Source organism: Thioalkalivibrio sp. AKL9, assembly GCF_000377825.1.
GTDB lineage: Bacteria > Pseudomonadota > Gammaproteobacteria > Ectothiorhodospirales > Ectothiorhodospiraceae > Thioalkalivibrio > Thioalkalivibrio versutus.
Genome location: NZ_KB905104.1, coordinates 127,935 through 151,011, shown reverse-complemented (window position 1 = coordinate 151,011; position 23,077 = coordinate 127,935). Strand labels below are relative to the sequence as shown.

The window sequence follows — 23,077 nt, the reverse complement described above, 5'->3', positions numbered from 1 at the left end:
AGACTGAATGGCCATCGACCCCAATGACGAAATCCTTCAGGACTTCCTGATCGAGGCCGGGGAACTGCTGGAGGGGCTCAACGAGCAACTCATCGACCTGGAACAGAATCCGGACGATCGGGATCTGTTGAATGCGGTCTTTCGAAGCTTCCACACCATCAAGGGGGGCGCCGGGTTCTTGAGCCTGGATCCGCTGGTGACGGTGTGTCATCACGCCGAGGACGTCTTCAATCTGCTGCGCAACGGCGAGCGCCGGGCCGATAGCCATCTGATGGACACCATGCTCCGCGTGCTGGACTCCCTGAACGTCATGTTCGGGGATCTGCGCTCCGGCGTGGACCCGACCCCCGCCGATGCCGCGGTGGTCGAGGACCTGCGGCGCATGGCAAAAAACGAAGACGTGGCCGGAGATACCACCACGGCGCCGCCCGCGCCTGAACCGGAGCCCGTCCCCGAGCCACAGGCCTCGGCCCCCGGCGACGCCATGGTGGGCGGCGGGGAGGAGATCACGGACGACGAGTTCGAGGCCCTGCTGGATACGTTGCATGGTGACGGTGCCCCGGCACCCGTGGACGCGGCTGTGTCGGGCGGCGCCGGGGCCAGCGATGACTCGGGCGGTGATCTGATCAGCGACGACGAGTTCGAGAATTTGTTGGACGAGTTGCAGGCCAAGGGCGGGGGTCCGGCATCGCCCGAACCGGCTGCGGACGCCCCTGCGGATCCACTGCCGACCGAGCCCGCGGCCGCGGCGCCCGAGCCGGAAAAAGCAGTAACGCCGGAGCCGGCTGCCGCCGGTGGGCAGGGCGGTGGTGGTGCCCGCGCCGGCGGGGCCGAGGCCGGGGGGCGCCCGGCTCCACAGGGCGAGACCTCCGTGCGTGTGGATACCGAGCGGCTGGACGAGATCATGAACCTGGTGGGCGAGCTGGTTCTGGTGCGAAACCGGCTGAGCATGCTGCGTTCGCAGCATGTCGACGACGAACTGGGCAAGGCGATCAGTTCGCTGGCACTGGTGACCTCCGACCTGCAGACCTCGGTGATGAAGACCCGCATGCAGCCGGTGAAGAAGGTCTTCAATCGCTTCCCTCGAGTGATCCGCGATCTGTCGCGGAATCTGGGCAAGGAGATCGAACTGGAGATCTTCGGCGAGGAAACCGACCTCGACAAGAATCTGGTCGAGGCCCTGTCCGATCCGCTGGTGCATCTGGTGCGGAATGCTGTGGACCATGGCATCGAGACGCCCGATGTGCGCGAGGCGGCGGGCAAGCCGCGCAAGGGTACGGTCGTGCTCGGTGCGGCGCAGGAGGGCGATCACATCGCACTGCTGATCAAGGACGACGGCGGTGGCATGGATCCACAGGCCCTGCGCCGGAAGGTGGTGGAGAAGGGGCTGATGGAGCCCGCTATGGCCGAACGCATGACCGATCGCGAGGCCTTCAACGTGATCTTCATGGCCGGATTCTCCACCAAGACCGAGATCTCGGACGTCTCCGGCCGCGGGGTTGGCATGGACGTCGTCAAGACCAAGATCTCGCAGCTCAACGGCACCATCGAGATCGATTCCGAGATCGGCGTAGGGACCACGCTGCGGGTGAAGCTGCCCCTGACCCTGGCGATCCTGCCCGCGCTGATGGTGATTCTGGACGGCCGGCGTTTTGCGATCCCGCTCGCTTCGGTCTCCGAGATCCTGGATCTGGATTTGACCAAGACGAATTACGTGGATGATCAGGAAGTCATCATGGTGCGCAAGCACGCCCTGCCTGTTCATTACCTCAAGCGCTGGTTGAAGCCTGGGCACGAGCCCGAGGCGCGCAAGGATGCCCACGTAGTGGTGGTCCACACCGCCGACCGCAAGGTAGGGCTGGTAGTGGATGATCTCGTGGGGCAGGAAGAGGTGGTGATCAAGCCGCTCGGCCAGAATCTGCAAGGTGTGAAGGGCCTGGCGGGAGCGACGATCACCGGTGATGGCGGCATCGCCCTGATCCTCGACGTCTCCGACCTGGTGACCATCCTGATGCGGCAACTGCAAATGTCCGGTCGACCGCGCCGCGCGTCGCGCTCGAGCGAGGGCTGAGGATGCCGATCAGGGTTCTGGTGGTTGACGACTCGGGGTTCTTTCGTCGGCGTATCGCCGAGATCCTGGATTCCGATTCCGGCATCGAGGTCGTGGGTTCGGCCGAGAATGGCGAGCAGGCGATCGCCAAGGTCCGGGAGCTCGATCCCGATGTCGTGACCATGGATATCGAGATGCCGGTGATGGACGGCATCACGGCGGTGCGCAAGATCATGGCCGAGCGTCCGCTTCCGATCCTGATGTTCTCCAGTCTCACCACCGAGGGAGCCCAGGCGACCCTGGATGCGCTGGAGGCCGGTGCGGTGGACTTCCTTCCCAAGCGCTTCAGCGACATGGCCGGGGACGAGGACAGCGCACGCATGCTGCTTCGGCGCCGTGTGCGCTCGTTGTCACGCAGCCGGGCGCGCTCTGTCAGTGCCCCGGGCACGACCACGCCTGCGCGGGAAGCCCGTCCGTCCGCGCGCCGCGAAGAGACGGACCGTCAGGCGGCGGCCGATGCGCGCAAGCCGGCTCCGGCGGTTGCCAGTACCCGGCCGCCGACGCCGTTACGGCAGTTGCGCGCAGTGCTGATTGGTACCTCCACCGGCGGTCCGGTGGCGCTGCAGGAGGTGCTGAAGCCGCTCCCGGCGAATTTCCCGCTGCCGATCCTGCTGGTGCAACACATGCCCGCCAGTTTTACCCCGGCCTTCGCCGAACGCCTGAACGCCATGTGCAATATCGAAGTCCGTCAGGCGAAGGACGGCGACGTGCTGAAGCCGGGCGTGGCGCTGCTGGCGCCGGGCGGGATGCAGATGACCCTGGAACGCGGCAGCCAGACGCATGTGCGAATTGCGGAGAGCCCTCTGGGCACCATCTACAAGCCGAGCGTGGATGCGGCCTTCGGTTCCGCTGTGGAGGCGCTGCGAGGGCAGGTGCTTGCCGTGATCCTTACCGGCATGGGCGCCGATGGCCGCGAAGGCACGCGGGCGCTGAAGGGCGCCGGTGCGCAGGTGTGGTCGCAGGATGCGGCGACCTGCGTGGTGTACGGGATGCCGGCGGCAGTGGCCGAGGCCGGCCTGTCCGATCATGTGTACCCGCTGCCCGAAATCGGGCCCGCACTGGTGAAGGGGTTCTGCTGACATGGATATCCTGAGCCTCATCGGGATTACCCTGGGGCTGGTGGCGGTTCTCGGGGGCAGCATTGCCAAGGGCAGTGGCCTGGGCGCGCTATGGAATGCCGCGGCCTTCCTGATCGTGGTGCTGGGAACCCTGGGGGCGACCCTGGTGCAGGCACGGCTGTCGGTGTTCATGCACGGTATGCGCATCCTGCCGTGGGCCTTCAAGCCACCGAAGGTCGACAATCGCGCGACGGTCGAGCAGATCGTCGAGTGGTCGCATGTCGCGCGCAAGGAAGGCCTGCTAGGCCTGGAGACGCTGGCCGACGAGGAGACCGACGGCTTTGCCCGCAAGGGGCTGCAACTGCTGGTGGACGGTAGTGAACCGCAGACCATTCGCCAGATCATGGAGGCCGACCTCGACAACCGCGAGCACTTCGACCTGCAGGGCGCGAAGATCTTCGAGAGCATGGGGATCTATGCCCCGACCCTGGGGATTGTCGGCGCGGTGATGGGCCTGATGGCAGTGATGCAGAACCTCGCGGATCCGAGCAAGCTGGGGGCGGGCATCGCGGCGGCCTTTGTCGCCACGATCTACGGCATTGCCTCGGCCAACCTGCTGTTCCTGCCGGTGGCCAACAAGTTGAAGTCGATTATTCAGAACCGTTCGCAACACCAGCAAATGCTGATGGAAGGTCTTATCGCCATTGCGGAAGGGGAAAACCCGCGGAACATCGAAAGCAAGCTGAGTGGCTTCATCCACGAGTGAGGTCACCATGGCGCGACGCAAACGGGCGGAAGAACACCAGAATCACGAGGCTTGGGCCATCCCCTATGGGGACCTGGTCACACTGCTGCTGGCGTTCTTCGTGGTGATGTACGCCATCTCCTCGGTGGACGACGGCAAGTACCGGGTGCTGTCCGAGTCGCTCGTGGACGCCTTCCGCGCACCGATGCAGGCCGACCCGATTCAGGTCGGGGATCCCACCGTGGCCCGGGAACGTACACCGCAGGATCTGCGTGCCCTGGTGCCTATCGAGGTCCAGCCGGGTCTGGTGGAAGAGGGTCCGCAGCCCATCGACATGGCTTTGAGCGGGATGCTTGACGAGGGCCCGGACGACGCTGGGATGCAGGCGTTCCTGGACGAACTGGCGGATACCGCGCGCGAGATCGAACAGGCGATGGCGCAATGGATCGAGGATGGCGACCTGCGCGTGACGCGCGAGGCCTATTGGCTGGAGATCGAGATCACCAGCCGTCTGCTGTTTGCGTCCGGGGCGGCGACCCTGAACCCGCAGGCGGAAGCTCTTCTGCAAGAGGTTGGCGGGATTCTGGCGCCACGTGTCTCGCGCGTTCATGTGGAGGGACACACGGACAATGTGCCCATCCAGACCGCGATCTATCCGTCGAACTGGGAGCTTTCGTCCGGACGGGCGGCCGCGGTGGTCAGCGTGTTCGAGGAGGTCGGGGTCGATCCGGAGAATCTGGTCGCCCTTGGCTATGGCGAGCACCGGCCGGCGGCCAGCAACGACACCGCGGAGGGACGGGCCGAGAACCGGCGCGTGTCCATCGTGGTACTGCCCGGGGCGCGTCCGCGCGCCGAGGGCGCGCAGGAACCGGAGCGCCTGCGCGAGGATCTTCCGCCCGCACCGCTCCCGACGGATGGAGACACACCATGAAGGTCTGGGCGGTTGCGAACCAAAAGGGCGGTGTGGGCAAGACCACCACCACGGTGACGCTGGGCGGCCTGCTGTCGGGCCCGGAGCAACGCGTGCTGCTGGTGGATGTGGACCCGCACGGATCGCTGACCGCGTATTTCGGCCATGATCCGGAGACCGCCACGCGCGGGGTGTACGAGCTTTTCAGCCAGTGCGCCGAGGGTGCGGATCCAGACCCGAATGGTCTGATCCGCGAGACCCGGTTCCCGGGGCTGGACCTACTGACCGCGAGTACCGCGCTGGCAACGCTGGATCGCCAGCTGGGCACCCGCAGTGGCATGGGGCTGGTGCTGCGTCACGCGCTGGAGAAGATCTCGGACCAGTACGACTACGTGCTGCTGGATTGCCCGCCGATGCTCGGTGTGCTGATGGTCAATGCCCTGGCCGCCTGTGACGAACTGCTGGTGCCGGTGCAGACCGAGTTCCTCGCCCTGAAGGGGCTGGAACGAATGATCAATACGCTGAAAATGGTACAGAAATCGCGCAAGTCCGAGTTGGCGTACCGAATTATTCCGACCCTGTTCGACCGTCGAACGCGGGCGGCGCACGAGGCCTTGTCGGAACTGCGCCGTTTGTACGGCGACGACGTCTGGCCGGGTGTAATCCCGGTGGACACGAAATTCCGTGATGCCTCCAGTGCCGGGCAGCCGCTGTGTTTCATGATCCCGGACGCCCGGGGCGTGCTTGCCTACTCGGATCTGCTGGAGGCCATTGGTGGCCGGCTGTCCGAACCCCATGAACGGAGGCGACGCGGATGAAACGTTCCATAGTCGACAACCTGGCCCTTAAGGCCGAGCCGGAGGCGCTGGATGACTACTTCGGCAGCCTGCTGGACGAGCCGGAGCCCGTTCGGCCGCTTCTGCGACCGGATATCCTGGAGCCACGGCCACCGGTAGAAGAAGCGGCGCCCGTAGTGGAGCTGGAAGCCCCGGTCCGTGAAGCAGACGCGGTGGACCTCCCGGCGCCGGTAGTGGCCTCGACCCCACCAGCCCCACCGGCCGATCCGGCGGAGCGCGAGTATGCGCGGCCCGAGCAGCCGTTTTCGGCCCTCGTGATCGAGGCTGGCAATCTGACCCTGCTGGCGCCGCTACATGCGCTGGGCGGGGTGACGCCGCTGGACAGCCTGGAAGTGCGGCCCACCCCGAATCATTCGGTCTGGTACCTTGGATTGGCGGATACCAAGCAGGGGCGGGTGCAGCTGATTGACCTGGCCGCCGTGGTGACACCGGAAGATCGCGATTACGAGCCGGATACGGCCCGGCAGGTGGTGTTCCTCGCGGGTTCGCGGTTCGCGCTGGCCTGCCGCGCGATTCACGGCACCCGGGTGATCCATCCGGAGTCGTTGCGCTGGCGCAGCCAGCGCCGGCGCCTGCCCTGGCTGGCCGGCGTGGAACGCGAGAAGATGGCGACGTTGCTGGACCTGGAGGCGCTGGACCGCACCCTCGACGAGGGTGGCTGGGACTGATCCCGGCCGGTGCCATTCAAGCATGGCGGTAATCGGCCGATAACCCGGTCAAGACGACACTACAGGGCGGCCCCCGCCGGCACGGAATATCGAGGATGACATGAGCAGCGCACAAGACGTAGAAGCCATGACCAAGGCCGACACCGCTCCGTATGTGACTTTCAGTCTCGCGGAGGAAACCTATGCGATCGACGTTCTGCAGGTTCAGGAGGTGCTCAAGGTTACCGAGATCGCCCCGGTACCGGGCGTGCCGGACTACATCCTCGGGATCATCAACCTGCGCGGCAATGTCGTTACGGTCATTGACGCCCGGCGGCGTATGGGGCTGGATGATCGCGAATCGGATGAGGCCTCGCGCATCGTGATCATCGATGTGGACAATCAGAACGTGGGGATTCTGGTGGATTCCGTCTCGGAGGTCGTGCGGATCTCCCCGGATTCGGTCGAGCCGGCGCCCGAGGTGGGTAACGATGACAGCAGCCGCTTTATCCAGGGCGTGACCAGCACCGAGGAGGGCCTCACCATCCTGGTGGACCTCAACAGGCTGCTATCGGACGACGAGTGGGCGCAATTGCGCGAACTGTAGCCGCGCACATCGGGTCTACAGTGAACAGACGAGGACCATGAGGCGCAAGCCGGGAGGTGAGCCATGGTCGACGAACTCCAGCCGGACCGGACTGTTCGACCGGTCCATACCACCGTTCCCGGGCGCAGTTTGAGCGACGACCACGACCGCGATCCGGTGTTTCGTCCCGCAGTGCGTCCAACCCAGCAGCGTCCGCCGCGCAAGGAAGAACGTCGCCAGCGGCGCGGCCTGATCGACGACTACGCCTGAACGCCCCGGTGACCGGCACCCACTCGGTCCGGGCGCGGTTCCGTGTCCGAGTTTTTCGCCATGGCTGGTCACGCCCTCACGAATCACGCGACAATCGGCAGGCCTCGGGTTTCAGGAGTGTGCAGGCAATGGGAGAGGGAATGCTGATCTGGCTCGCCGCGTTGATTGCGTTGCTGGCGACCATCGTCGCCGGATTTGCCGTGGGGCTCGTGATTCTGTTGCGTCGGCAGTTGGCGGCCCTGCGCCAGGATTATCAGCGCCAGGCCACCTCGGTGATGGCCCTGCAAGGGGCCATGAAGGCCCTGTCGGAAGGGGTTGCGACCCATGGGCAGGCACAGGCCTCGGTACAGCGTGCCCTGGAACGCCTGCATGACCAGCACAGCGAGCTACGCGCGCGCGAAGGCGACAGCGGTGCCTACGAGCAGGCGATTCTTCTGATCCAGCAGGGGCTGGGTCGTGAGGAGGTCCGTCGGCGTTGCGGACTTACTTCGACCGAACTCGACTTGTTGTTCAGCCTGCACGGCTCCGGGAATGCCGGCGGTTCCGGGTTCGCCGGGCGTTCATGAGTCCCGGTCCGGCCCTTCGCGGTCCGGTCTGGACTGGCGCGAGGGGGCCTGATACCCACTTCCCCGGTCGTCGGGTGTGATCCCTGCCAGCAGGAACACAAAGGCGAGAATCTCCGCGACTGCGACGTAGAGCTCTTCCGGGATCTCGCTGCCGACGGGGACCTGCGCCAGCGCCTCGCTCAGGGCCGGGTCCTGATGCAGCGGGATTCCGTGTTCCTCGGCAATGCGCAGGATGGCCTCGGCCGTCAGGCCCGAGCCGCTGGCTGTGATCCGCGGCGCCTGCCGACGATCCCATTCCAGTGCGACCGCCTTGGCCGGTGATGGGCCGCGGTCGGGCGTTCGGTCCCCATGATCCTTTCGTGCCATCGGCTCAGGCCTGTTCGTCCAGCATGCGATGCGAATTCGTGGGGCGCGGGTCCGTATCGACCTCGCCCTGACGTACCGAAAGCCCCGTCACCGTCAGGTCGCGCTCGCCCAGCCGATCGAGGAGATAAGCCATTTCGCTGCGCAGTCGAGTGACAGTATCGGCCTCGGGTGCGGTGAAGTGCACGCTGACGCCCCCATTGCGCGATGCCAGGGCGATCCGCGTCGGGCCGAGGTCACCGATATCCAGCGTCAACACAATCGACCAGGGCGCTTCGGCTTCGTCGTCGCTTCCGCCTTCGCGGTGGATCTCGCCGAAAACGCCGTGGATACCCTGCTCGCTGCGTAGCGGAAGTTCGAATAACCAGCGACTGTTGCCGGGCTCGTCACTTGCGAAGGACTGCAGCGACTGGAGCTGGAGCGACGTGACACGTTTCAGGAGCCCCTCCAGAAGTCCGGACAGGGCGGCCGGGGCAGGGGGAGCCGAGGCGGTGGCGGGGGGTGCTTGCGCTGCAGGGCGTGCGTCCGCCGCTTGGCGAACCTGGTCTGCGGCACGCAGCAGCTGGGCCTTGAGATCTGCCGCGAATGGATGCATCGGGCCTTGACCGCGTCCGGCATGCCCCAGCATGGCCTCCATCCAGAGTCCCGATTGCTGGACGTGCTGGCGCAGGGTCTCGGGCTGTGCCAGTTGGGCCGGGGTGGGCAGGAGCTCCAGGATACGGTGCAGTGCGGGTGCGGCCTTGGCCCCGGCGATGGCGCTCGTGGCTGGCGCCCCGGTCCCGGAGGGCTGGGTTAGCAGGCCATGCAGAGCCGGCCCCAGTGGGCGAGCCCCGGGGAGCTGCAGACGCAGTTCTTGTCCCAGCCACTGCTGGGCCGGGTTGGGCGCTGAGCCGCTACTGGCGGGGCGGGGTGCGGCGCGATCCATGGTCAGGGGGAGCAGGCGGACCTCCAGGCGTGGCTCGGTGCGGGTGATCTCGGCCAGCATGGCGGTGCCGGAAGCGCCCGAGCCGGGTCGGTTCAACAAGGCCGTGGGCAATGCGCCGGTCAGCTGGGCGGTGACCACCGTGGCAGGGGGGGAGGGGCGTGTCGCGGTCGATGCGCCGCTGCGCCCCGGGGAGGGTTCGAGACGCAGCCGCACCCCGCGATCGGCAAGTACGTCCAGGACACGAACCTCGATGCGCGTTCCGGTCTGGAGGGATTGTTGCGTTCCGGTGCCCGCCCCACTGGTCACATTGCCGGGGGGTGTCCAGCCGGGAATGCGCGGACCGCCAAGGTCGACCATCAATGGATCTCGTGATGCAAAGCCTCAGCATGGCATACCGGAGGGCGCGGAATGAAACGGCCCGCCCAGGATGCCCGGTTTGTTATCCTGATGCCTTTCGCGATTCGGACTGTGGAGCGATGTCGAAGATACGTGTACTGATGGTTTGCCTGGGTAATATTTGTCGCTCGCCGATGGCCCATGGAGTGTTCGAGGCGCGGGTGCGCGAACACGGACTGAGCGAGGCCATCGAGGTCGATTCGGCCGGAACCGCCGGGTATCACGTGGGGGCGAAGGCGGATAGCCGGGCCCGCCAGGAGGCGCGCTCGCGCGGCTACGATCTGGAACATCTGCGCGCGCGTCGGCTGGAGCCCGAGGATTTCCTGGAGTTCGATTACATCCTGACCATGGACGACGCGAACTACCGCAATGCCGAGCGCATCCGTCCGGCAGATGCGCGGGCGGAGTTGCTGCGGTTTCTGGATTTTGCGCCACAGTTCGGCGAACACGAAGTCCCGGACCCGTACTACGGCGGGGGCGAAGGGTTCGTGCACGTCATGGACCTGGTGGAAGCGGCAGCGGATGGGTTGCTGGAACATATCCGCGATCGCCACACGTTGAAGGCCTCCTGACAGCACTGCCGGGCGAGTGGCGGACCGGGCGCAGGAGTCGATGCCGGAGTCGACTGGCGCAAGGTCGCGTTCAAGCCGCGCCAAAGGCGTCGGTCTGACCCTTCTGGAAGATCATCCATTCGGAATCCCGAGGCCAGAACGACAAAGGGCCCGCCAACAGGCGGGCCCTTTTTGGTTGGACGAGGGACCTCGTCCTGTCAGTCGTCGCCTTTTCGGTTCGGGCTTTCCGCGGCCGGTTCCGCTGGCTCGGCAGTGGGCCTGGGCGCGGCAGGTTTGTCGTCTTTCGCCTCCGCAGGCTTTTCTGCTTTCACTTCGTCCGGCCTTGAAGCAGCGGCCCCTTCATCGGTGGGGGTGGTCTCCGCCTTGGTCGCTTTTGGCCGCCGGGTTCTTGGCTTGGGAGCGGTGTCCGGCTGGTCCGTCGAGGCCGCATCGGTCTTGCTCGCGGCATCCCCGGCATCGGCTGCGGCCTTCTTGGCCCGGGCCGGGCGCTTGGCCGGGGCCTTGTCGCTTTGGCCTGTGGTGTCCGCCGCGTCCTGCTTCGCAGCTGGCTCCGCTTTTGGGGCCGGATCCCGGGAATCGGAAACGGCCGGCTGGCTTTCCGTCGGGGTGTTCGGCTCGCTGGAGCCCGAACTCACTTCGCCCGTGGAGGTATCTGCGGAGGCCGGGGCCGGCTTGCGGCCGCGACCACCGCGGCTACGCCCCTTGGTGGGTGCGGCGTCCTTGGGGGCACCATCGTCGGGGCTGGCCTTTTCCGGTGGCGGGGTACTCTCGCCACCGTCCTTGGTTGGGGCAGAGGACTCGGGGTTCTGAACTTCTTTGGGCGTCTCAGCCTGCGTCTTTCCGGTGTCGGCCGCGGGGGCTGAGTCCGGGGCGGCCGTATCACTGCCGGATTCCGGAGCGGAACCCTCGTTTGCAGTGTTCTGCGCACCGTCGGTGCCGGCTTCGCCGGCGTTCTCGCCAGAACGTCCACGACCGCCACGACGCCGGCCGCCGCGACGGGAACGGCGGGAACGGGTGCTGCGACCCTTGCTGCCGTCATCCTCGTCCGACTTCTCCGGTCCGTTACCCGCAGGAGTGTCCGCGGCTACGCTCGTGGCGGTCTCGTCCTTGTCCCGTGCTGGCTTCTCGGCCGGCTTTTCGGCCGGTTTCGAGTCTGCGGACTTCTCGGCTCCCCTGTTGTCAGGCGTCCGGCCTTCGGCGGCTTGTTTCGGCGATTCGTTGCTCGTGCCCTTCGCGGCATCGGCATCTTTCTTGCCGCCACGACGGGAACGGCCCTTGGCACCATCGGGCTTGGTGCCATTGCCCTTGGCACTATCCGTCTTGTCGGGTGCGCCCTTCTTGCCCTTGTCGGTGTCGTCACGCTTGTCGCCGGTATTGCGGCCGCCGTTGTCGGCCTTTTTCCGACTGCCCCCGCGGCCGCTGCCCTTGCCGCCGCGGTTGCTTTCGCCGGCGCGCCCGCGACCTCCGCCCTTGCGGCTGTCTTCCTGATCATCTTCCGGTCCGTCCGCCGGACGCGCGTTGGGGAACAGCGAGGACCAGATGCGTGTGAAGAATCCGGGCTTCGCTACCGGCTGTGACGTCTCCGGTGCGGAGGGTGCGCTGTCGCTGACCGGGGCCGGCCCGGTCATCTTGACGCCCTGGACCAGCGGCTTCTCGACCTTGCTGCGGCGCTCCTGATGCGGATCGCTCTCGTCCTCGGTGGTCTCCACCAGTTCGTGCGAGCCGCGGTCGCTGATCGTCTCTTCGCGTTCGTCGCCGCGCACGCGGCGGACCTCGAAGCGTGGGGTGAGGTACTGCGGATTGGGGATGATGCTGATGTCGACCTTGTGGCGATCCTCGATGTCGTTGATCGATTCGCGTTTCTCGTTCAGCAGGAAGGTGCCCACGTCGACCGGGACCTGACCCATCACCAGGCCCGTGCGGTCCTTCATCGCCTCTTCCTCGATCAATCGCAGGATCGACAGGGCGAGGGATTCCACGCTACGGATCTGGCCGTGACCCTGGCAGCGCGGGCAGGTGTTCTGGCTGGATTCCCCCAGCGACGAACGCAGGCGCTGGCGCGACATCTCCAGCAGGCCGAAGCGGCTGATGCGCCCGACCTGGACCCGGGCACGATCCATCTCCAGCGCTTCGCGCAGGCGGTTTTCGACCTCCCGCTGGTGCTTGTTGGCGTTCATGTCGATGAAATCGATCACGATCAGGCCGCCCAGGTCGCGGATGCGCAACTGGCGCGCGACTTCTTCCGCCGCCTCCAGGTTGGTGTGGAAGGCGGTCTCCTCGATGTCGCCACCCTTGGTCGAGCGCGCAGAGTTGACGTCGATGGAGATCAGGGCTTCGGTGTGGTCGATGACCAGCGCACCGCCGGAGGGCAGGGTGACGTCGCGATCGAATGCGCTCTCGATCTGGCTCTCGATCTGGTAACGATTGAACAGCGGGACCGGGTCATCGTAGCGCTTGAGCTTGCGCAGGCTGTTGGGCATGACCAGACGAACGAATTCCTCGGCCTGCTGGTACACGTCGTTGTCATCGATGATGACCTCGCCGACGTCGTTGCGCATGTGGTCGCGCAGGGCGCGGATGATGACGTTGCTTTCCTGGTGGATCAGCGCCGGGGTCTTGGCCTTTTCCGCCGCTTCGGTGACCGCCGCCCACAGGGCAGTCATGTAATCCAGATCCCACTGGAGCTCTTCGGTGGTACGCCCGACGCCCGCGGTCCGGGCGATTACGCCCATGCCGTCCGGCATCGTCAGTCCGGAGAGTGCGTCACGCAGGGAGGCGCGGTCTTCGCCCTCGATGCGGCGCGAGACTCCGCCGGCTTTCGGGTTGTTGGGCATCAGGACCAGATAGCGGCCGGCCAGGCTGATGTAGGTAGTCAGCGCGGCACCCTTGTTGCCGCGTTCTTCCTTTTCTACCTGGACGAGGAGTTCCGTGCCTTCCTTCAGGAAGTCGCGGATTGGCTTGTCGCTGTCGGCAGGGGCGCCAACCGCGGAATGAGCGATCTCCTTGAACGGGAGGAAGCCGTGGCGATCAGCACCAAAGTTGACGAACGCGGCCTCCAGGCTCGGTTCGACGCGGGTGATCTTGGCCTTGTAGATGTTCGCCTTTTTGCGTTCGCGCGAAGGCAGTTCGATATCCAGGTCGTACAGCCGCTGGCCGTCGACCATGGCGACCCGCAACTCTTCCGGCTGCGTGGCATTGATCAGGATGCGTTTCATGCATTGGACTCGGTAGGGCGTCCTGGCGTCCGGCGGGGAAGATCGGGGTCCGGGGTGCGGCGATCGAGCGGCGGCACGGCAACGCTTGCGCACGCGTGCTCGCAGCGGCGGCGCGTAGCACAAGCCAACGCGCCAGCCAGGTGTTCACCAGCAACCACGGGATCAGTCGCCTGCGGGAGGCGTAGCCGGGGAGACAGGACTGGGTTAGAAGAAATAGCGTCACAGTGTCGCTTTGTGGCGATGGCCCTTCGACCGGAGGCTGCGTTCAGCCTGTGGATCGAAGCGGCGGGTGATTCGAGGCGCGTTGCAGGCGTAGCACAGCAACGTACCGTGGGCCAATGTAGGGCATAACCCCCCGTCCGGGCAAGTTTTTCCGCCCGCAAGGGGGATGGGTACAGTAGCCCGGTGAGCGCAGCTCCGGTAGCATCCCGCGCCATGAAAGCAACGCGCGAACCCTCCGGCCCACGTACCTTCCAGGTCACCGAGCGTGGTGACGGTCAGCGGCTCGACAACTTCCTGCTCCGCGAACTGAAGGGCGTGCCCAAGGGCCTGATCTACCGCCTGGTCCGTCAGGGTGCCGTGCGGGTGGATGGGCGCCGGGCCAAGGCACACAAGCGCCTGGCGGTCGGCAACGAGGTCCGGGTGCCGGATCTGGATCGACCGGAGGCAGCCAGCAGCGAGATCCCGCCGAAGGTACTGGACCGGTTGCGGCGGGCGATTATCCACGAGGATGACGATGTGCTGGTGCTGGATAAGCCATCCGGCCTGGCGGTGCACGGCGGGAGCGGGCTGGCGTTTGGCATTATCGAGGCGATGCGCCAGTTGCGGCCGGATATCGAGCTGGAACTGGGGCACCGCCTGGATCGCGAGACCAGTGGCTGCCTGCTGCTGGCCAAGCGCCGCTCGGCGCTGCAAGAGTTCCATGCCGCGCTGCGTGAAGGGCGGGTCGACAAGCGCTACCTGGCGCTGCTGGTGGGGCAGTTCGCGGGCGGACAGACCATCGAATGCGATGCCCCGGTCGCCAGTGGCCGACAGGAAGACGGCCGCCGCCGGATGCGTGCGGGCGAGACCGACAGCGACGGACCGCGGGCACGGGAAGCCCGGAGCGTCTTTGTGCCGCTGGAGGCGCACGGTGCCTTCCAGTTGGCGGAGGTGAAGATCGGGACCGGCCGCACGCACCAGATTCGCGTCCACGGTCAGTCGATCGGCCATCCGGTGGGGGGCGATCACGACTACGGCTTGCCGGATGCCAATCGCAGCCTGCGGCGCCATGGGCTGAAACGGCTGTTCCTGCACGCACAGGCACTGGCATACCAGTCGGCGGACGGCGAGCGACATATCTTCTCCGCCCCGTTGCCGGACGAGCTGACCGCGGTGCTCGCGAGCCTGGATGCCGGAGGCGAGGACGACGCATGATGACCCCGTTGCTGCCACCGGAGGAGGGCGACCTGCGCCTGGTTGTGTTTGACTGGGATGGAACGCTGATGGACTCGCCTCGCCGGATCGTGCACTGCCTGCAGCGTGCGGCGAAGGATACCGGTGCCCCGGTGCGGGACGAGGCGACGCTGCGCAATATTATCGGGCTCGGGGTTCAGGCGGCGGTCCGCGAGCTCTACCCGGACGCCGATGATGCGTTCGTGCAGCACTTTTCCGACACCTATCGCGAGTGTTATCTGGCGGCTGACGATGCCCCGGAGACCCCGCTGTTCGCCGGCGTGAGCGACCTGCTCGACTGGCTGGATGCGCGCGAGATCCTGCTGGCCGTGGCGACCAGCAAATCGCGACGGGGACTGGACCAGGCCCTGGAGGCGACCGGTCTGGGCAGGTACTTCGTGGCAACTGCCACGGGCGACGAATACCCGTCGAAGCCGAATCCGACGATGCTCCAGTCCGTGATGGGACGCGCGGGGGTGGAACCGGCCCGGACGCGCATGGTCGGTGATAGCGTTTATGATCTCGAAATGGCGCGGCATGCAGGAGTACCGGCCGTGGCTGTCACCCACGGGGTGCATTCGCCGGAACGCCTGAGTGACGAATCCCCCCTGGCCTTGCAGCCGGATCTGGAATCGCTGCTTGAGGCGTTCCGGCGGGCTGAAGGTACAACTTAGAAAAGGAATCACGATGGGCTGGGCGAACGAGAATAAACCGGGCTGGGAACGCGAGGCCCTGGAGAACCTGGTCCAGGCACAGGTGATCGAACAACGCCGGGCCCGACGCTGGGGCATCTTCTTCAAGCTGTTGTTCTTCTTCTACCTGGTCGCGCTGCTGATCCTGGTGCGCGGCGGCGATCTGGGGCTTTCGGGGATGTTCGAGAGCGAACGCGAGCCCGCCGAACACGTTGCCGTGGTCGAAGTCGAGGGGCTGATTGCCTCCAGCGCGGCGGCCAATGCCGAGGACATCTCCAAGGTGCTGAAAGAGGCCTTCGAGGCGGATGGCACCCAGGCGGTAATGCTGCGTATCAACAGCGGGGGCGGAAGCCCGGTGCAGGCCGCCAACGTGCACGATGAGATCCTGCGGCTAAAGGAGAAGCACGCGGATATCCCCGTGTATGCGGTCATTGGGGATGTGGGCGCCTCGGCGGCCTATTACATCGCGGTAGCGGCGGACGAGATCTATGCCAGCCAGGCCAGCATGGTGGGTTCGATCGGCGTGCGCATGGACAGCTTCGGGCTCGTGGATCTGATCGACAATATCGGTGTGGAACGACGGCTGTTTACCGCCGGCGAGAACAAGGGGTTCCTGGACCCGTTCCTGCCGTTGGACGATGACCATGTGAATCACCTCGACGGGGTGCTGCAGGGCGTGCACGAGCAGTTCGTGGAGGTGGTGCGTGCCGGTCGTGGCGATCGTCTGGTCGAACACGACGATCTGTTCAACGGCCTGATCTGGACGGGCGATCGATCGGTGGAGCTCGGCCTGATCGATGGCATCGGCACGGACCGCAGCGTGGCGCGCGACGTGATCGGTGTGGAGAAGATGGTGGAGTTCAAGCCGCGGCGCAGTGCGTTGCAGTTGCTGTTCGAAGACCTCGGCATGGCGGCCTTCCAGCAATGGATGAGCTGGGAGACCACGCCGCAGTGGCGCTGAGGCGCGCTGGCCGGCCTCCCAGTCTGCGGGTCAGCTGCGATCGATGCGGGTGACGCGGGCGATCATGCCGATCACCGGATGGTCCAGGTAGAACAGTTCGTCGCCGGAGTTCATGCGCTGGCTGCCGCGTACCGTTATCGCGCGCGGCGGCTGGTCCCCCTGCGGTTCCTCGACGTGGTAGATCAGGTCGGTTTCCAGGTGCAGGAATCGCCCCACCCAGATACGCAGCCGGCCCTCCAGCTCGAAGCGTTCGTCCTGTTCCTCCATGAGCGGACGCGGCATCCGGTCGGCCTCGTCGCGCAGAAGATCACGCGTACCGATTCGCCGTCCCTGCTGCACTCGCAGCCAGGGGGCTGAGGCGTGGTCGCGTCCAGTCTGATCCCAGGCCAGGCTCGCCAGGATGCGCCCGGCGCCGGAGTCCTCCACCCGGCGTACCACGCGTTGCAGTTCAAAGCCCTTGCGTGAGTCGCGATAGATCCGCCCGCCCAGTTCGGATTCGCCGAGCATGGCCTCGCGCGGCGCGGCGAGCTCCATCTGCAGCCGACGGCTCTCGTCCGTGCGATGCTCGAAGATCACCAGTTCGATGCGATACTGGCGCCCGGCCTGTGCCAGGGCCGGTCCCGTGGCGCCAGCCAGGGGCAGGGCGGCCAGTCCGCCCAGCAGGCGGCGTCGAAGGGGGTTGTGGGATTCGGATGGGTCGTTGCGCATTCAGGCGGCCTGTTGTTCGGGGCTGATGGTGTTCAAGAGGCGCAGGACGGCCTGCGCCCGAGCCTCCAGTGTCTCCATCGGCGCAAAGAAGCGGAAGGCCTTCTGGCCATCCAGTTTGTACATTTGCGGATCGGATTGCACCAGCTGGATCAGGGCCGCGATGTCCAGATTGGGACTCGGGCCAAAAACCAGGCGTCCGCCAGCAGGGCCCAGTTCCAGCTTGCGTATCCCGAGCGGGGTCAGCTTCAGACGCAGACGGGCGGCCTCGAACAGGGCCTTGGCCGGGTCCGGAAGCAGGCCGAAACGGTCCACCAGTTCGACTTCAAGCTCGCGAAGGGCATCGGAGGTCGGTGCGCTGCTGATGCGCTTGTAGAGGATCAGCCGGGTGTGCACGTCGGGTACGTAGTCGCCCGGGAGCAGGGCGGGCAGGCCCAGTTCCACCTCGGTCCCGGTAGCCGCGGGCCCTTCGAGTTCCGGCATATTGCCGGAGCGCAGGGCATTCACGGCGCGGTTGAGCAGGTCGTTGTACATCGAGAATCCAACCTCGTGGATCTGCCCGCTCTGCTCGTCGCCGAGCAGCTCGCCGGCACCCCGAATCTCCAGGTCGTGGCTGGCCAGGGTGAAGCCGACGCCCAGGTCCTCCAGCGATGCGATCGCCTCCAGCCGTTTCTTGGCGTCGGCGGACATGGCCTTCTCAGGCGGCGTGATCAGGTAGGCGTAGGCGCGGTGGTGTGAACGCCCGACGCGGCCACGCAACTGGTGCATCTGTGCCAGGCCCAGCTTGTCCGCACGGTTCATTATGATGGTGTTCGCGGTGGGGACGTCGATGCCGGTCTCGATGATGGTGGTGCACACCAGGATGTTGTAGCGCCGGTGATAGAAGTCGAGCATCACCTGTTCCAGTTCGCGCTCGCGCATCTGCCCGTGGGCAATGCCGACCCGTGCCCCGGGCAACAGCTCCTGCAGGCCCTGGGCAGTGCGTTCGATGGTGTTGACCTCGTTGTGCACGAAGTACACCTGGCCCCCGCGCCGGATCTCGCGCAGGCAGGCCTCCTGGATGATGGCGTCGTTCCATTCGTTGACGAAGGTCTTGATCGCCAGGCGGTCGCGCGGTGGTGTGGTGATCACCGACAGGTCGCGCAGGCCGGCCAGGGCCATGTTCAGGGTGCGCGGGATCGGTGTGGCGGTCAGCGTGAGCATGTCGACCTCGGCGCGCATCTTCTTCAGCGCCTCCTTGTGGCGCACGCCAAAGCGCTGTTCCTCGTCGACGATCACCAGGCCGAGGTTGGAGAAGTCCAGGTTGGCCTGCAGCAGCTTGTGGGTGCCGATCACGATGTCGACCTTGCCGTCTTTCAGGCCCTCCAGTACCGCGGCCTGCTGTTTGGCGCTGCGAAAGCGTGACAGCGACTCGATGTGGACTGGCCAGTCGGCGAAGCGGTCGGTGAAGTTCTGGTGGTGCTGCTGCGCGAGCAGGGTGGTCGGGACCAGGACCACGACCTGCTTGTTGTTCTGCACCGCGACGAAGGCGGCGCGCATCGCGACCTCGGTCTTGCCGAAGCCCACGTCGCCACAGATCACGCGATCCATGGGGCGGGTGTCGGCCATGTCCGCGAGCACGGCGTCGATGGCCTGTTGCTGATCCAGGGTCTCCTCGAACGGGAACCCGGCGGCGAAGGCGTGATACTCGGCGGTGTCGGTAGCGAAGACCGTGCCCTGTTTCGCCGCGCGCCGGGCATGAATATCGAGCAGTTCGACGGCCACGTCCCGCGCCTTTTCCGCCGCCTTCTTGCGCGCCTTGCCCCATTGCTCGCTGCCGAGCCGGTGCAGGGGGGCGTGCTCGGCATCCGCGCCGGTATACCGGCTGATGAGGTGCAGCGAGGACACCGGGACATAGAGCTTGGCCTCGTCGGCGTACTCGAGCGTCAGGAACTCCGAAGGCTGGCCGTTGAAGTCCAGGGTCTGCAGCCCGAGATAACGGCCGACGCCCTGTTCCTCGTGGACCACCGGTGCACCGATGGTCAGGTCGCTGAGGTTCTGGATGACCGCGTCTGCGTCCCGCGTGGTGCGGTTGCGCCCGCGGGTCTGGCGCGCGCGCTCTCCGAGCAGGGCGGCCTCGGGGGCGACGGCTACGCCGTCGGGCAGTACGAAGCCCTCCCCGAGGGCGGCCACGGTGACGTGCAGGCCTGGCTCGGCGGCGAGGAAGGCGTCCCAGTCGTCCACGGCATGATGGGGTACGGCCTGGTCCCGCAACAGCGTCAGCAGGGCCTCGCGGCGACCGGCGGACTCCGCGGTCAGGAGCACGCGCTGTTGCCCCTCGACAAAGACCTTCAGGGGCTGGGCTGGATCGTCGCGGCCCTGCTGCATGCCGAGTTCCGGCAGGGCGTCGCAGGCAAATGCGATGTCCGCGCCGCGTCCCGCGGGGAGCGGGGCGGCCGGGTCGCCCAAGGCAATGCCGGAGTGCTCGCGCAGTGCGCCGGCCAGGCCGTCGACGTCCAGGTAGAGCCGTTCGGGCGGCAGCAGCGGTCGATCATACTGATGGCTGAGCTGTTCAAAGCGGTCATGGATCTCCTGGGCGAACTCCTCGGCTGCCCCGGCGATGTTGCCGACCTGCACCATCTGGACCTCGGGGCAGTAGTCGAACACCGTGTCCATGCCCTCGAAGAACAGCGGCAGGTAGGCCTCGATACCCGGCGGGACCAGGCCCTCGCTGATGTCGCGGTAGATCGGGTGCTTGGCGGGGTCGCCTGAGAAATGCGCCCGGTAGCGGGTGCGGAATTCGCTGATGGAGGTATCGTTCAGCGGGAATTCGTGGCTGGGCAGGATCTCCAGTCGCTCGACCTTTTCGGTGGAGCGCTGCGACTCGGGGTCGAAGCGGCGCAGGGAGTCAATCTCGTCATCCAGAAACTCGATGCGCACGGGTTCGTCCGCGCCCATCGGAAACAGGTCGAGAATCTCCCCGCGGGCGGCGAATTCGCCATGGCTGATGACCTGCTGAACGGCGCTGTACCCGGCCTCGGTGAGGTTCTCGCGCAGGGTCATGCGGTCCAGGCGCTGGCCGGTTTGCAGCGAAAGGCCCTGGGTGGTCAGCCAGTCGCGCGGCGGCAGGCGCTGCATCAGGGTCGAGACCGGCATCAAGACGATGCCGCGTTCCAGCCCCGGCAGGTGGTACAGCGTGCGCAGGCGTTCGGAGATGATGTCCTCGTGCGGGGAGAAGACATCGAACGGCAGGGTCTCCCAGTCCGGCAGGCGCAGCAGCGGCAGGTCGTGGTCGCCGGCGAAGAACTCCCACTCTTCCTGCCAGCGGTCGGCCGCCTCGTTGGATTCCGTGATCACCAGAAGTGGCCGGGCGAACTCGCCGGCGTTCCGCGAAAGTGCGAGCGTCGCCGCCGAGGCATTGAGCCCCGACCACACCTCGAAGCCGGAGCCGGGGAGGCGGCCGGGATGGAGCGGGTTGCGCCGTTGTTCGGACATGGGCCTGTTGTTCGGTCGGGAGGGGCGGAAAGGGCCGCGATTATACGGATTCCGCCTGACGGGTGCGCGTGAGCCAGAGGACGCCCTGACGAATCGGTTTGTGCTGTGTGAGGCTGAAGGGCGTTTTTGCGGCGGAGGGCATGGAGATCACGGAGAAGGCCGGGGATTACCTGGGGCGGATCGCGCTAGTGGGTGTTGATCACCTCAGGTGGGATCGATGTAGCGTTGCAGGATCGGGCCGTAGGCATCGATGCGGCGATCGCGGAGAAAAGGCCACTGGCGGCGTACGGCCTCGGTCCGGCCGCGATCCAGCTCGACGGTGAGGATCTCCGGCTGCGCTTCGCCGGCGCGGGCCAGGATCTCGCCCTGGGGCCCCGCGACGAAGCTTGTGCCCCAGAAGTTCGCCCCGGGCGCGTGTCCGGAGGGGTCCGGTTCGTGCCCCGTGCGGTTGCAGGCGATCACCGGCAGGTTGTTGGCAACGGCGTGGCCGCGCTGGACGGTCATCCATGCATCCTGCTGCCGGGCCTGTTCCTCGGGCGTGTCCTGCGGGTCCCAGCCAATGGCGGTGGGATAGATCAGTAGCTCGGCGCCGGACAACGCCATGATGCGGGCGGCCTCCGGGTACCACTGGTCCCAGCAGACCAGGACCCCGAGGCGACCGACCGAAGTGTCGATGGGGACGAAGCCGGTGTCCCCCGGGGTGAAATAGTACTTCTCGTAATAGCCGGGATCGTCCGGGATGTGCATCTTGCGGTAGGTGCCGACCGGGCGGCCGTCGGTTTCGAAGACCACTGCGGTGTTGTGATAGAGGCCCGGGGCGCGACGCTCGAACAGGGAGCCGACCAGGACCACGCCGTTGTCCCGTGCCATTGCGCCCAGGCGCTCGCAGCTCGGGCCGGGGATCGCCTCGGCGCGATCGAAGGTGGCGAGGTCCTCGGTCTGGCAGAAGTAGGGGCCGGTGTGCAACTCGGCCAATACGACCAGGCGGGCACCATTCGCGGCGGCCTCGGCGACCGCGGCCGCGGTGGCGTCGAGATTGGCCTCGACGCTCCCGGCATCGCGGTGCTGGATCAGGGCGACGGACAATGGGTCGTTGGGCATGGCGGGTGCTCGGTGCAGAAGGTTATTCCTGCGGGATGCCGAGGGCAGCCGCAGGGTATTGCATGGTCAGGCAGTGCAGGCTGCCCCCCTGGCGAATGATCGCCCGGCAGTCGATCTCCACGATCTCGCGTCCCGGGAAGGCCCCGGCGAGCCGGTCGCGGGCGACGGCATCGGCGGGGTCATCGTAGACCGGCAGGAGCACCGCACCGTTCAGAATCAGGAAGTTCGCATAGGTGGCAGCCAGCCGTCGGCCGTCCTCGACGATGGGGGCCGGCCAAGGGAGCGGAATCAGGCGGTAGGGCTCTCCGGAGGTCTGGCGCAGGGCCCGGAGTTCCTGTTCCATCGCTTGCAGTTCGGGGTGATGGGGGTCCTGCGGATCGTCGCACTGGACGTAGGCGATCGTATCGCGGGCGCAGAAGCGGGCCAGCGTGTCGATATGGGCATCCGTGTCGTCGCCCTCCAGCTGCCCGTGTTCCAGCCAGAGGATCCGTTCGGCACCCAGCCATTCGCCGAGGCGCTGTTCCAGCCCGGTGCGATCCAGATCGGGGTTGCGGGTGCTGGAGAGCAGGCAGCGCGTTGTAGTGAGCAGTGTGCCGGCGCCGTCGGATTCGATCGACCCGCCTTCGAGGATCAGCCCGGTGGGTTCCGGTACACAGCTGCCGAATACGCCCTGGCTGGCCAGGGCCCGAGTGATCGCATCGTCCAGATCGGCGGGGTATTTGCCGCCCCAGCCGTTGAAGGTAAAGTCCAGCAGGCGTGGCTGATTGCCGTCGAATACCGTGATGGCGCCATGGTCGCGCGCCCAGGTGTCGTCACTCGAGGCCAGGGCAAACCACAGCCGGTCGGGCCGGATGGCGGTCTCGGTCAGGAAGCCGGAGATCTCCTCGATGTGCTCGGGATCGCGCGCGACGATGATGACCGGTTCGTACTGGCTGATGCTCGCGGCAATGGTGGCAAATACCGGGTGCACCTGATCCAGGACGGGTGCCCAGTCCGTGGCGTCATGCGGCCAGGTCAGCTGGATCGCACCCTGGGGCTCCCACTCGGCGGGGAGGCGGCGTTTGGGCGGCACCGGGGTGGCGTCCCCGGTACTCATGGACGGTCGGAGCGGGATCCGTTGCGCACTGCGCTGTGCAGGACGTACTCGCCCTCGAAGAACACGGAGAAGTCGGCATAGTCCCAGCGTGTGATCGGCGGATCGCCCACGGTGGCGTGGCGTTGTTCCGGCTCGCCGTGCTGGCGAATGACCGCTGACTGGCTCTGACCACGGGTTGGGGCCCCTTCACGTTCCTTTACCGTGAAACCCCCTTCGGGGCTGCGCAGGATGTCGGCCGAGGCGGTGGCCATGGCCCCGGCGAAAAGCGCCAGCACAAGGGCGCTGGCCGCGGCGCGCACGGTGCTGCCCCGGCGTGCGCCGGACTTCGAGGTGGGGTTCGCTGCGTTGCATTTCCCTGGCATGGCCAACTCTCCGTTTGCTGGATGGCTCCATG

21 protein-coding genes are annotated in these 23,077 nt (G+C 66.4%); 13 read left to right on the top strand and 8 right to left on the bottom strand.

What is annotated here, in order from left to right; all coding sequences use genetic code 11:
• Window positions 1–7 precede the first annotated feature (7 nt).
• The 9 genes from D573_RS0102865 (at window position 8) to D573_RS0102825 (ending at window position 7,749) form a co-directional block, all read left to right on the top strand.
• Window positions 8–2,071, top strand: a complete 2,064-nt coding sequence (locus D573_RS0102865) for a chemotaxis protein CheA (RefSeq protein ID WP_018937627.1) — start codon at window positions 8–10, stop codon at window positions 2,069–2,071.
• Window positions 2,072–2,073: 2 nt separating this feature from the next.
• Complete coding sequence (locus tag D573_RS0102860; RefSeq protein ID WP_018937626.1) at window positions 2,074–3,189, top strand: chemotaxis response regulator protein-glutamate methylesterase; 1,116 nt, start codon at window positions 2,074–2,076, stop codon at window positions 3,187–3,189.
• A 1-nt stretch (window position 3,190) separates the two neighbouring features.
• Window positions 3,191–3,934: a flagellar motor protein gene (locus tag D573_RS0102855; RefSeq protein ID WP_018145737.1), complete on the top strand. Its 744-nt coding sequence runs from the start codon at window positions 3,191–3,193 to the stop codon at window positions 3,932–3,934.
• Between the two features lie 7 nt (window positions 3,935–3,941).
• On the top strand, window positions 3,942–4,844 hold the full coding sequence (motD, locus tag D573_RS0102850) for a flagellar motor protein MotD (protein WP_018937625.1): 903 nt from the start codon (window positions 3,942–3,944) through the stop codon (window positions 4,842–4,844).
• The gene (locus tag D573_RS0102845; RefSeq protein ID WP_018937624.1) at window positions 4,841–5,641 is read left to right on the top strand and encodes a ParA family protein; all 801 of its coding nucleotides are present in this window, start codon (window positions 4,841–4,843) and stop codon (window positions 5,639–5,641) included. The genes motD and D573_RS0102845 overlap by 4 nt, the downstream gene beginning before the upstream one ends.
• The gene (locus tag D573_RS0102840; RefSeq protein ID WP_018937623.1) at window positions 5,638–6,348 is read left to right on the top strand and encodes a chemotaxis protein CheW; all 711 of its coding nucleotides are present in this window, start codon (window positions 5,638–5,640) and stop codon (window positions 6,346–6,348) included. Before D573_RS0102845 ends, D573_RS0102840 begins: the two co-directional genes overlap by 4 nt.
• Window positions 6,349–6,475: 127 nt before the next feature.
• Complete coding sequence (locus D573_RS0102835) at window positions 6,476–6,934, top strand: chemotaxis protein CheW (RefSeq protein WP_018145733.1); 459 nt, start codon at window positions 6,476–6,478, stop codon at window positions 6,932–6,934.
• Between the two features lie 63 nt (window positions 6,935–6,997).
• Complete coding sequence (locus D573_RS0102830) at window positions 6,998–7,183, top strand: hypothetical protein (RefSeq protein ID WP_018169737.1); 186 nt, start codon at window positions 6,998–7,000, stop codon at window positions 7,181–7,183.
• A 140-nt stretch (window positions 7,184–7,323) separates the two neighbouring features.
• The gene (locus tag D573_RS0102825) at window positions 7,324–7,749 is read left to right on the top strand and encodes a DUF2802 domain-containing protein (RefSeq protein ID WP_018937622.1); all 426 of its coding nucleotides are present in this window, start codon (window positions 7,324–7,326) and stop codon (window positions 7,747–7,749) included.
• Here the strand turns inward: D573_RS0102825 and D573_RS0102820 are convergent.
• Window positions 7,744–8,115: an EscU/YscU/HrcU family type III secretion system export apparatus switch protein gene (locus tag D573_RS0102820; RefSeq protein ID WP_018937621.1), complete on the bottom strand. Its 372-nt coding sequence runs from the start codon at window positions 8,113–8,115 to the stop codon at window positions 7,744–7,746. The two genes, D573_RS0102825 and D573_RS0102820, sit on opposite strands and share 6 nt — an antisense overlap.
• A 4-nt stretch (window positions 8,116–8,119) precedes the next feature.
• Window positions 8,120–9,394, bottom strand: a complete 1,275-nt coding sequence (locus D573_RS0102815) for a flagellar hook-length control protein FliK (RefSeq protein ID WP_018937620.1) — start codon at window positions 9,392–9,394, stop codon at window positions 8,120–8,122.
• A 119-nt stretch (window positions 9,395–9,513) separates the two neighbouring features.
• Here D573_RS0102815 and D573_RS0102810 point away from each other — a divergent pair, with 119 nt between their 5' ends.
• Window positions 9,514–10,005: a low molecular weight protein-tyrosine-phosphatase gene (locus D573_RS0102810; protein WP_038039593.1), complete on the top strand. Its 492-nt coding sequence runs from the start codon at window positions 9,514–9,516 to the stop codon at window positions 10,003–10,005.
• A gap of 197 nt (window positions 10,006–10,202) precedes the next feature.
• Here the strand turns inward: D573_RS0102810 and D573_RS0102805 are convergent, their stop codons facing one another.
• Window positions 10,203–13,220 carry an Rne/Rng family ribonuclease gene (locus D573_RS0102805; RefSeq protein ID WP_018937618.1) on the bottom strand — a complete coding sequence of 1,006 codons (3,018 nt, stop codon included), beginning with the start codon at window positions 13,218–13,220 and terminating at the stop codon, window positions 10,203–10,205.
• Window positions 13,221–13,655: 435 nt separating this feature from the next.
• On the opposite strand from D573_RS0102805, the gene D573_RS0102800 reads away from it, so the two are divergent.
• The 3 genes from D573_RS0102800 to D573_RS0102790 are packed head-to-tail and all read left to right on the top strand — an operon-like array spanning window position 13,656 to window position 16,307.
• Window positions 13,656–14,636, top strand: coding sequence for an RluA family pseudouridine synthase (locus tag D573_RS0102800; protein WP_018937617.1), 981 nt, complete (start codon window positions 13,656–13,658; stop codon window positions 14,634–14,636).
• On the top strand, window positions 14,633–15,328 hold the full coding sequence (locus D573_RS0102795) for an HAD family hydrolase (RefSeq protein WP_018937616.1): 696 nt from the start codon (window positions 14,633–14,635) through the stop codon (window positions 15,326–15,328). Before D573_RS0102800 ends, D573_RS0102795 begins: the two co-directional genes overlap by 4 nt.
• A gap of 13 nt (window positions 15,329–15,341) precedes the next feature.
• Entirely contained in the window at window positions 15,342–16,307 is a 966-nt protein-coding gene (locus tag D573_RS0102790) for a S49 family peptidase (RefSeq protein ID WP_018937615.1), read from the top strand.
• Between the two features lie 30 nt (window positions 16,308–16,337).
• On the opposite strand, the gene D573_RS0102785 is transcribed toward D573_RS0102790, so the two are convergent.
• The 5 genes from D573_RS0102785 to D573_RS0102765 all read right to left on the bottom strand — a co-directional run bounded on the left by D573_RS0102785 (window position 16,338) and on the right by D573_RS0102765 (window position 23,045).
• Window positions 16,338–17,015, bottom strand: a complete 678-nt coding sequence (locus tag D573_RS0102785; RefSeq protein WP_018937614.1) for a CsiV family protein — start codon at window positions 17,013–17,015, stop codon at window positions 16,338–16,340.
• Window positions 17,016–20,486, bottom strand: a complete 3,471-nt coding sequence (gene mfd / locus D573_RS0102780; RefSeq protein ID WP_018937613.1) for a transcription-repair coupling factor — start codon at window positions 20,484–20,486, stop codon at window positions 17,016–17,018. It lies immediately after the preceding gene.
• 204 nt (window positions 20,487–20,690) lie between these two features.
• Window positions 20,691–21,587, bottom strand: a complete 897-nt coding sequence (locus D573_RS0102775) for a carbon-nitrogen hydrolase (protein WP_018937612.1) — start codon at window positions 21,585–21,587, stop codon at window positions 20,691–20,693.
• Window positions 21,588–21,609: 22 nt separating this feature from the next.
• Window positions 21,610–22,683 carry an agmatine/peptidylarginine deiminase gene (locus D573_RS0102770; protein WP_018937611.1) on the bottom strand — a complete coding sequence of 358 codons (1,074 nt, stop codon included), beginning with the start codon at window positions 22,681–22,683 and terminating at the stop codon, window positions 21,610–21,612.
• Entirely contained in the window at window positions 22,680–23,045 is a 366-nt protein-coding gene (locus D573_RS0102765) for a hypothetical protein (protein ID WP_018937610.1), read from the bottom strand. Before D573_RS0102765 ends, D573_RS0102770 begins: the two co-directional genes overlap by 4 nt.
• Window positions 23,046–23,077: the final 32 nt, after the last annotated feature.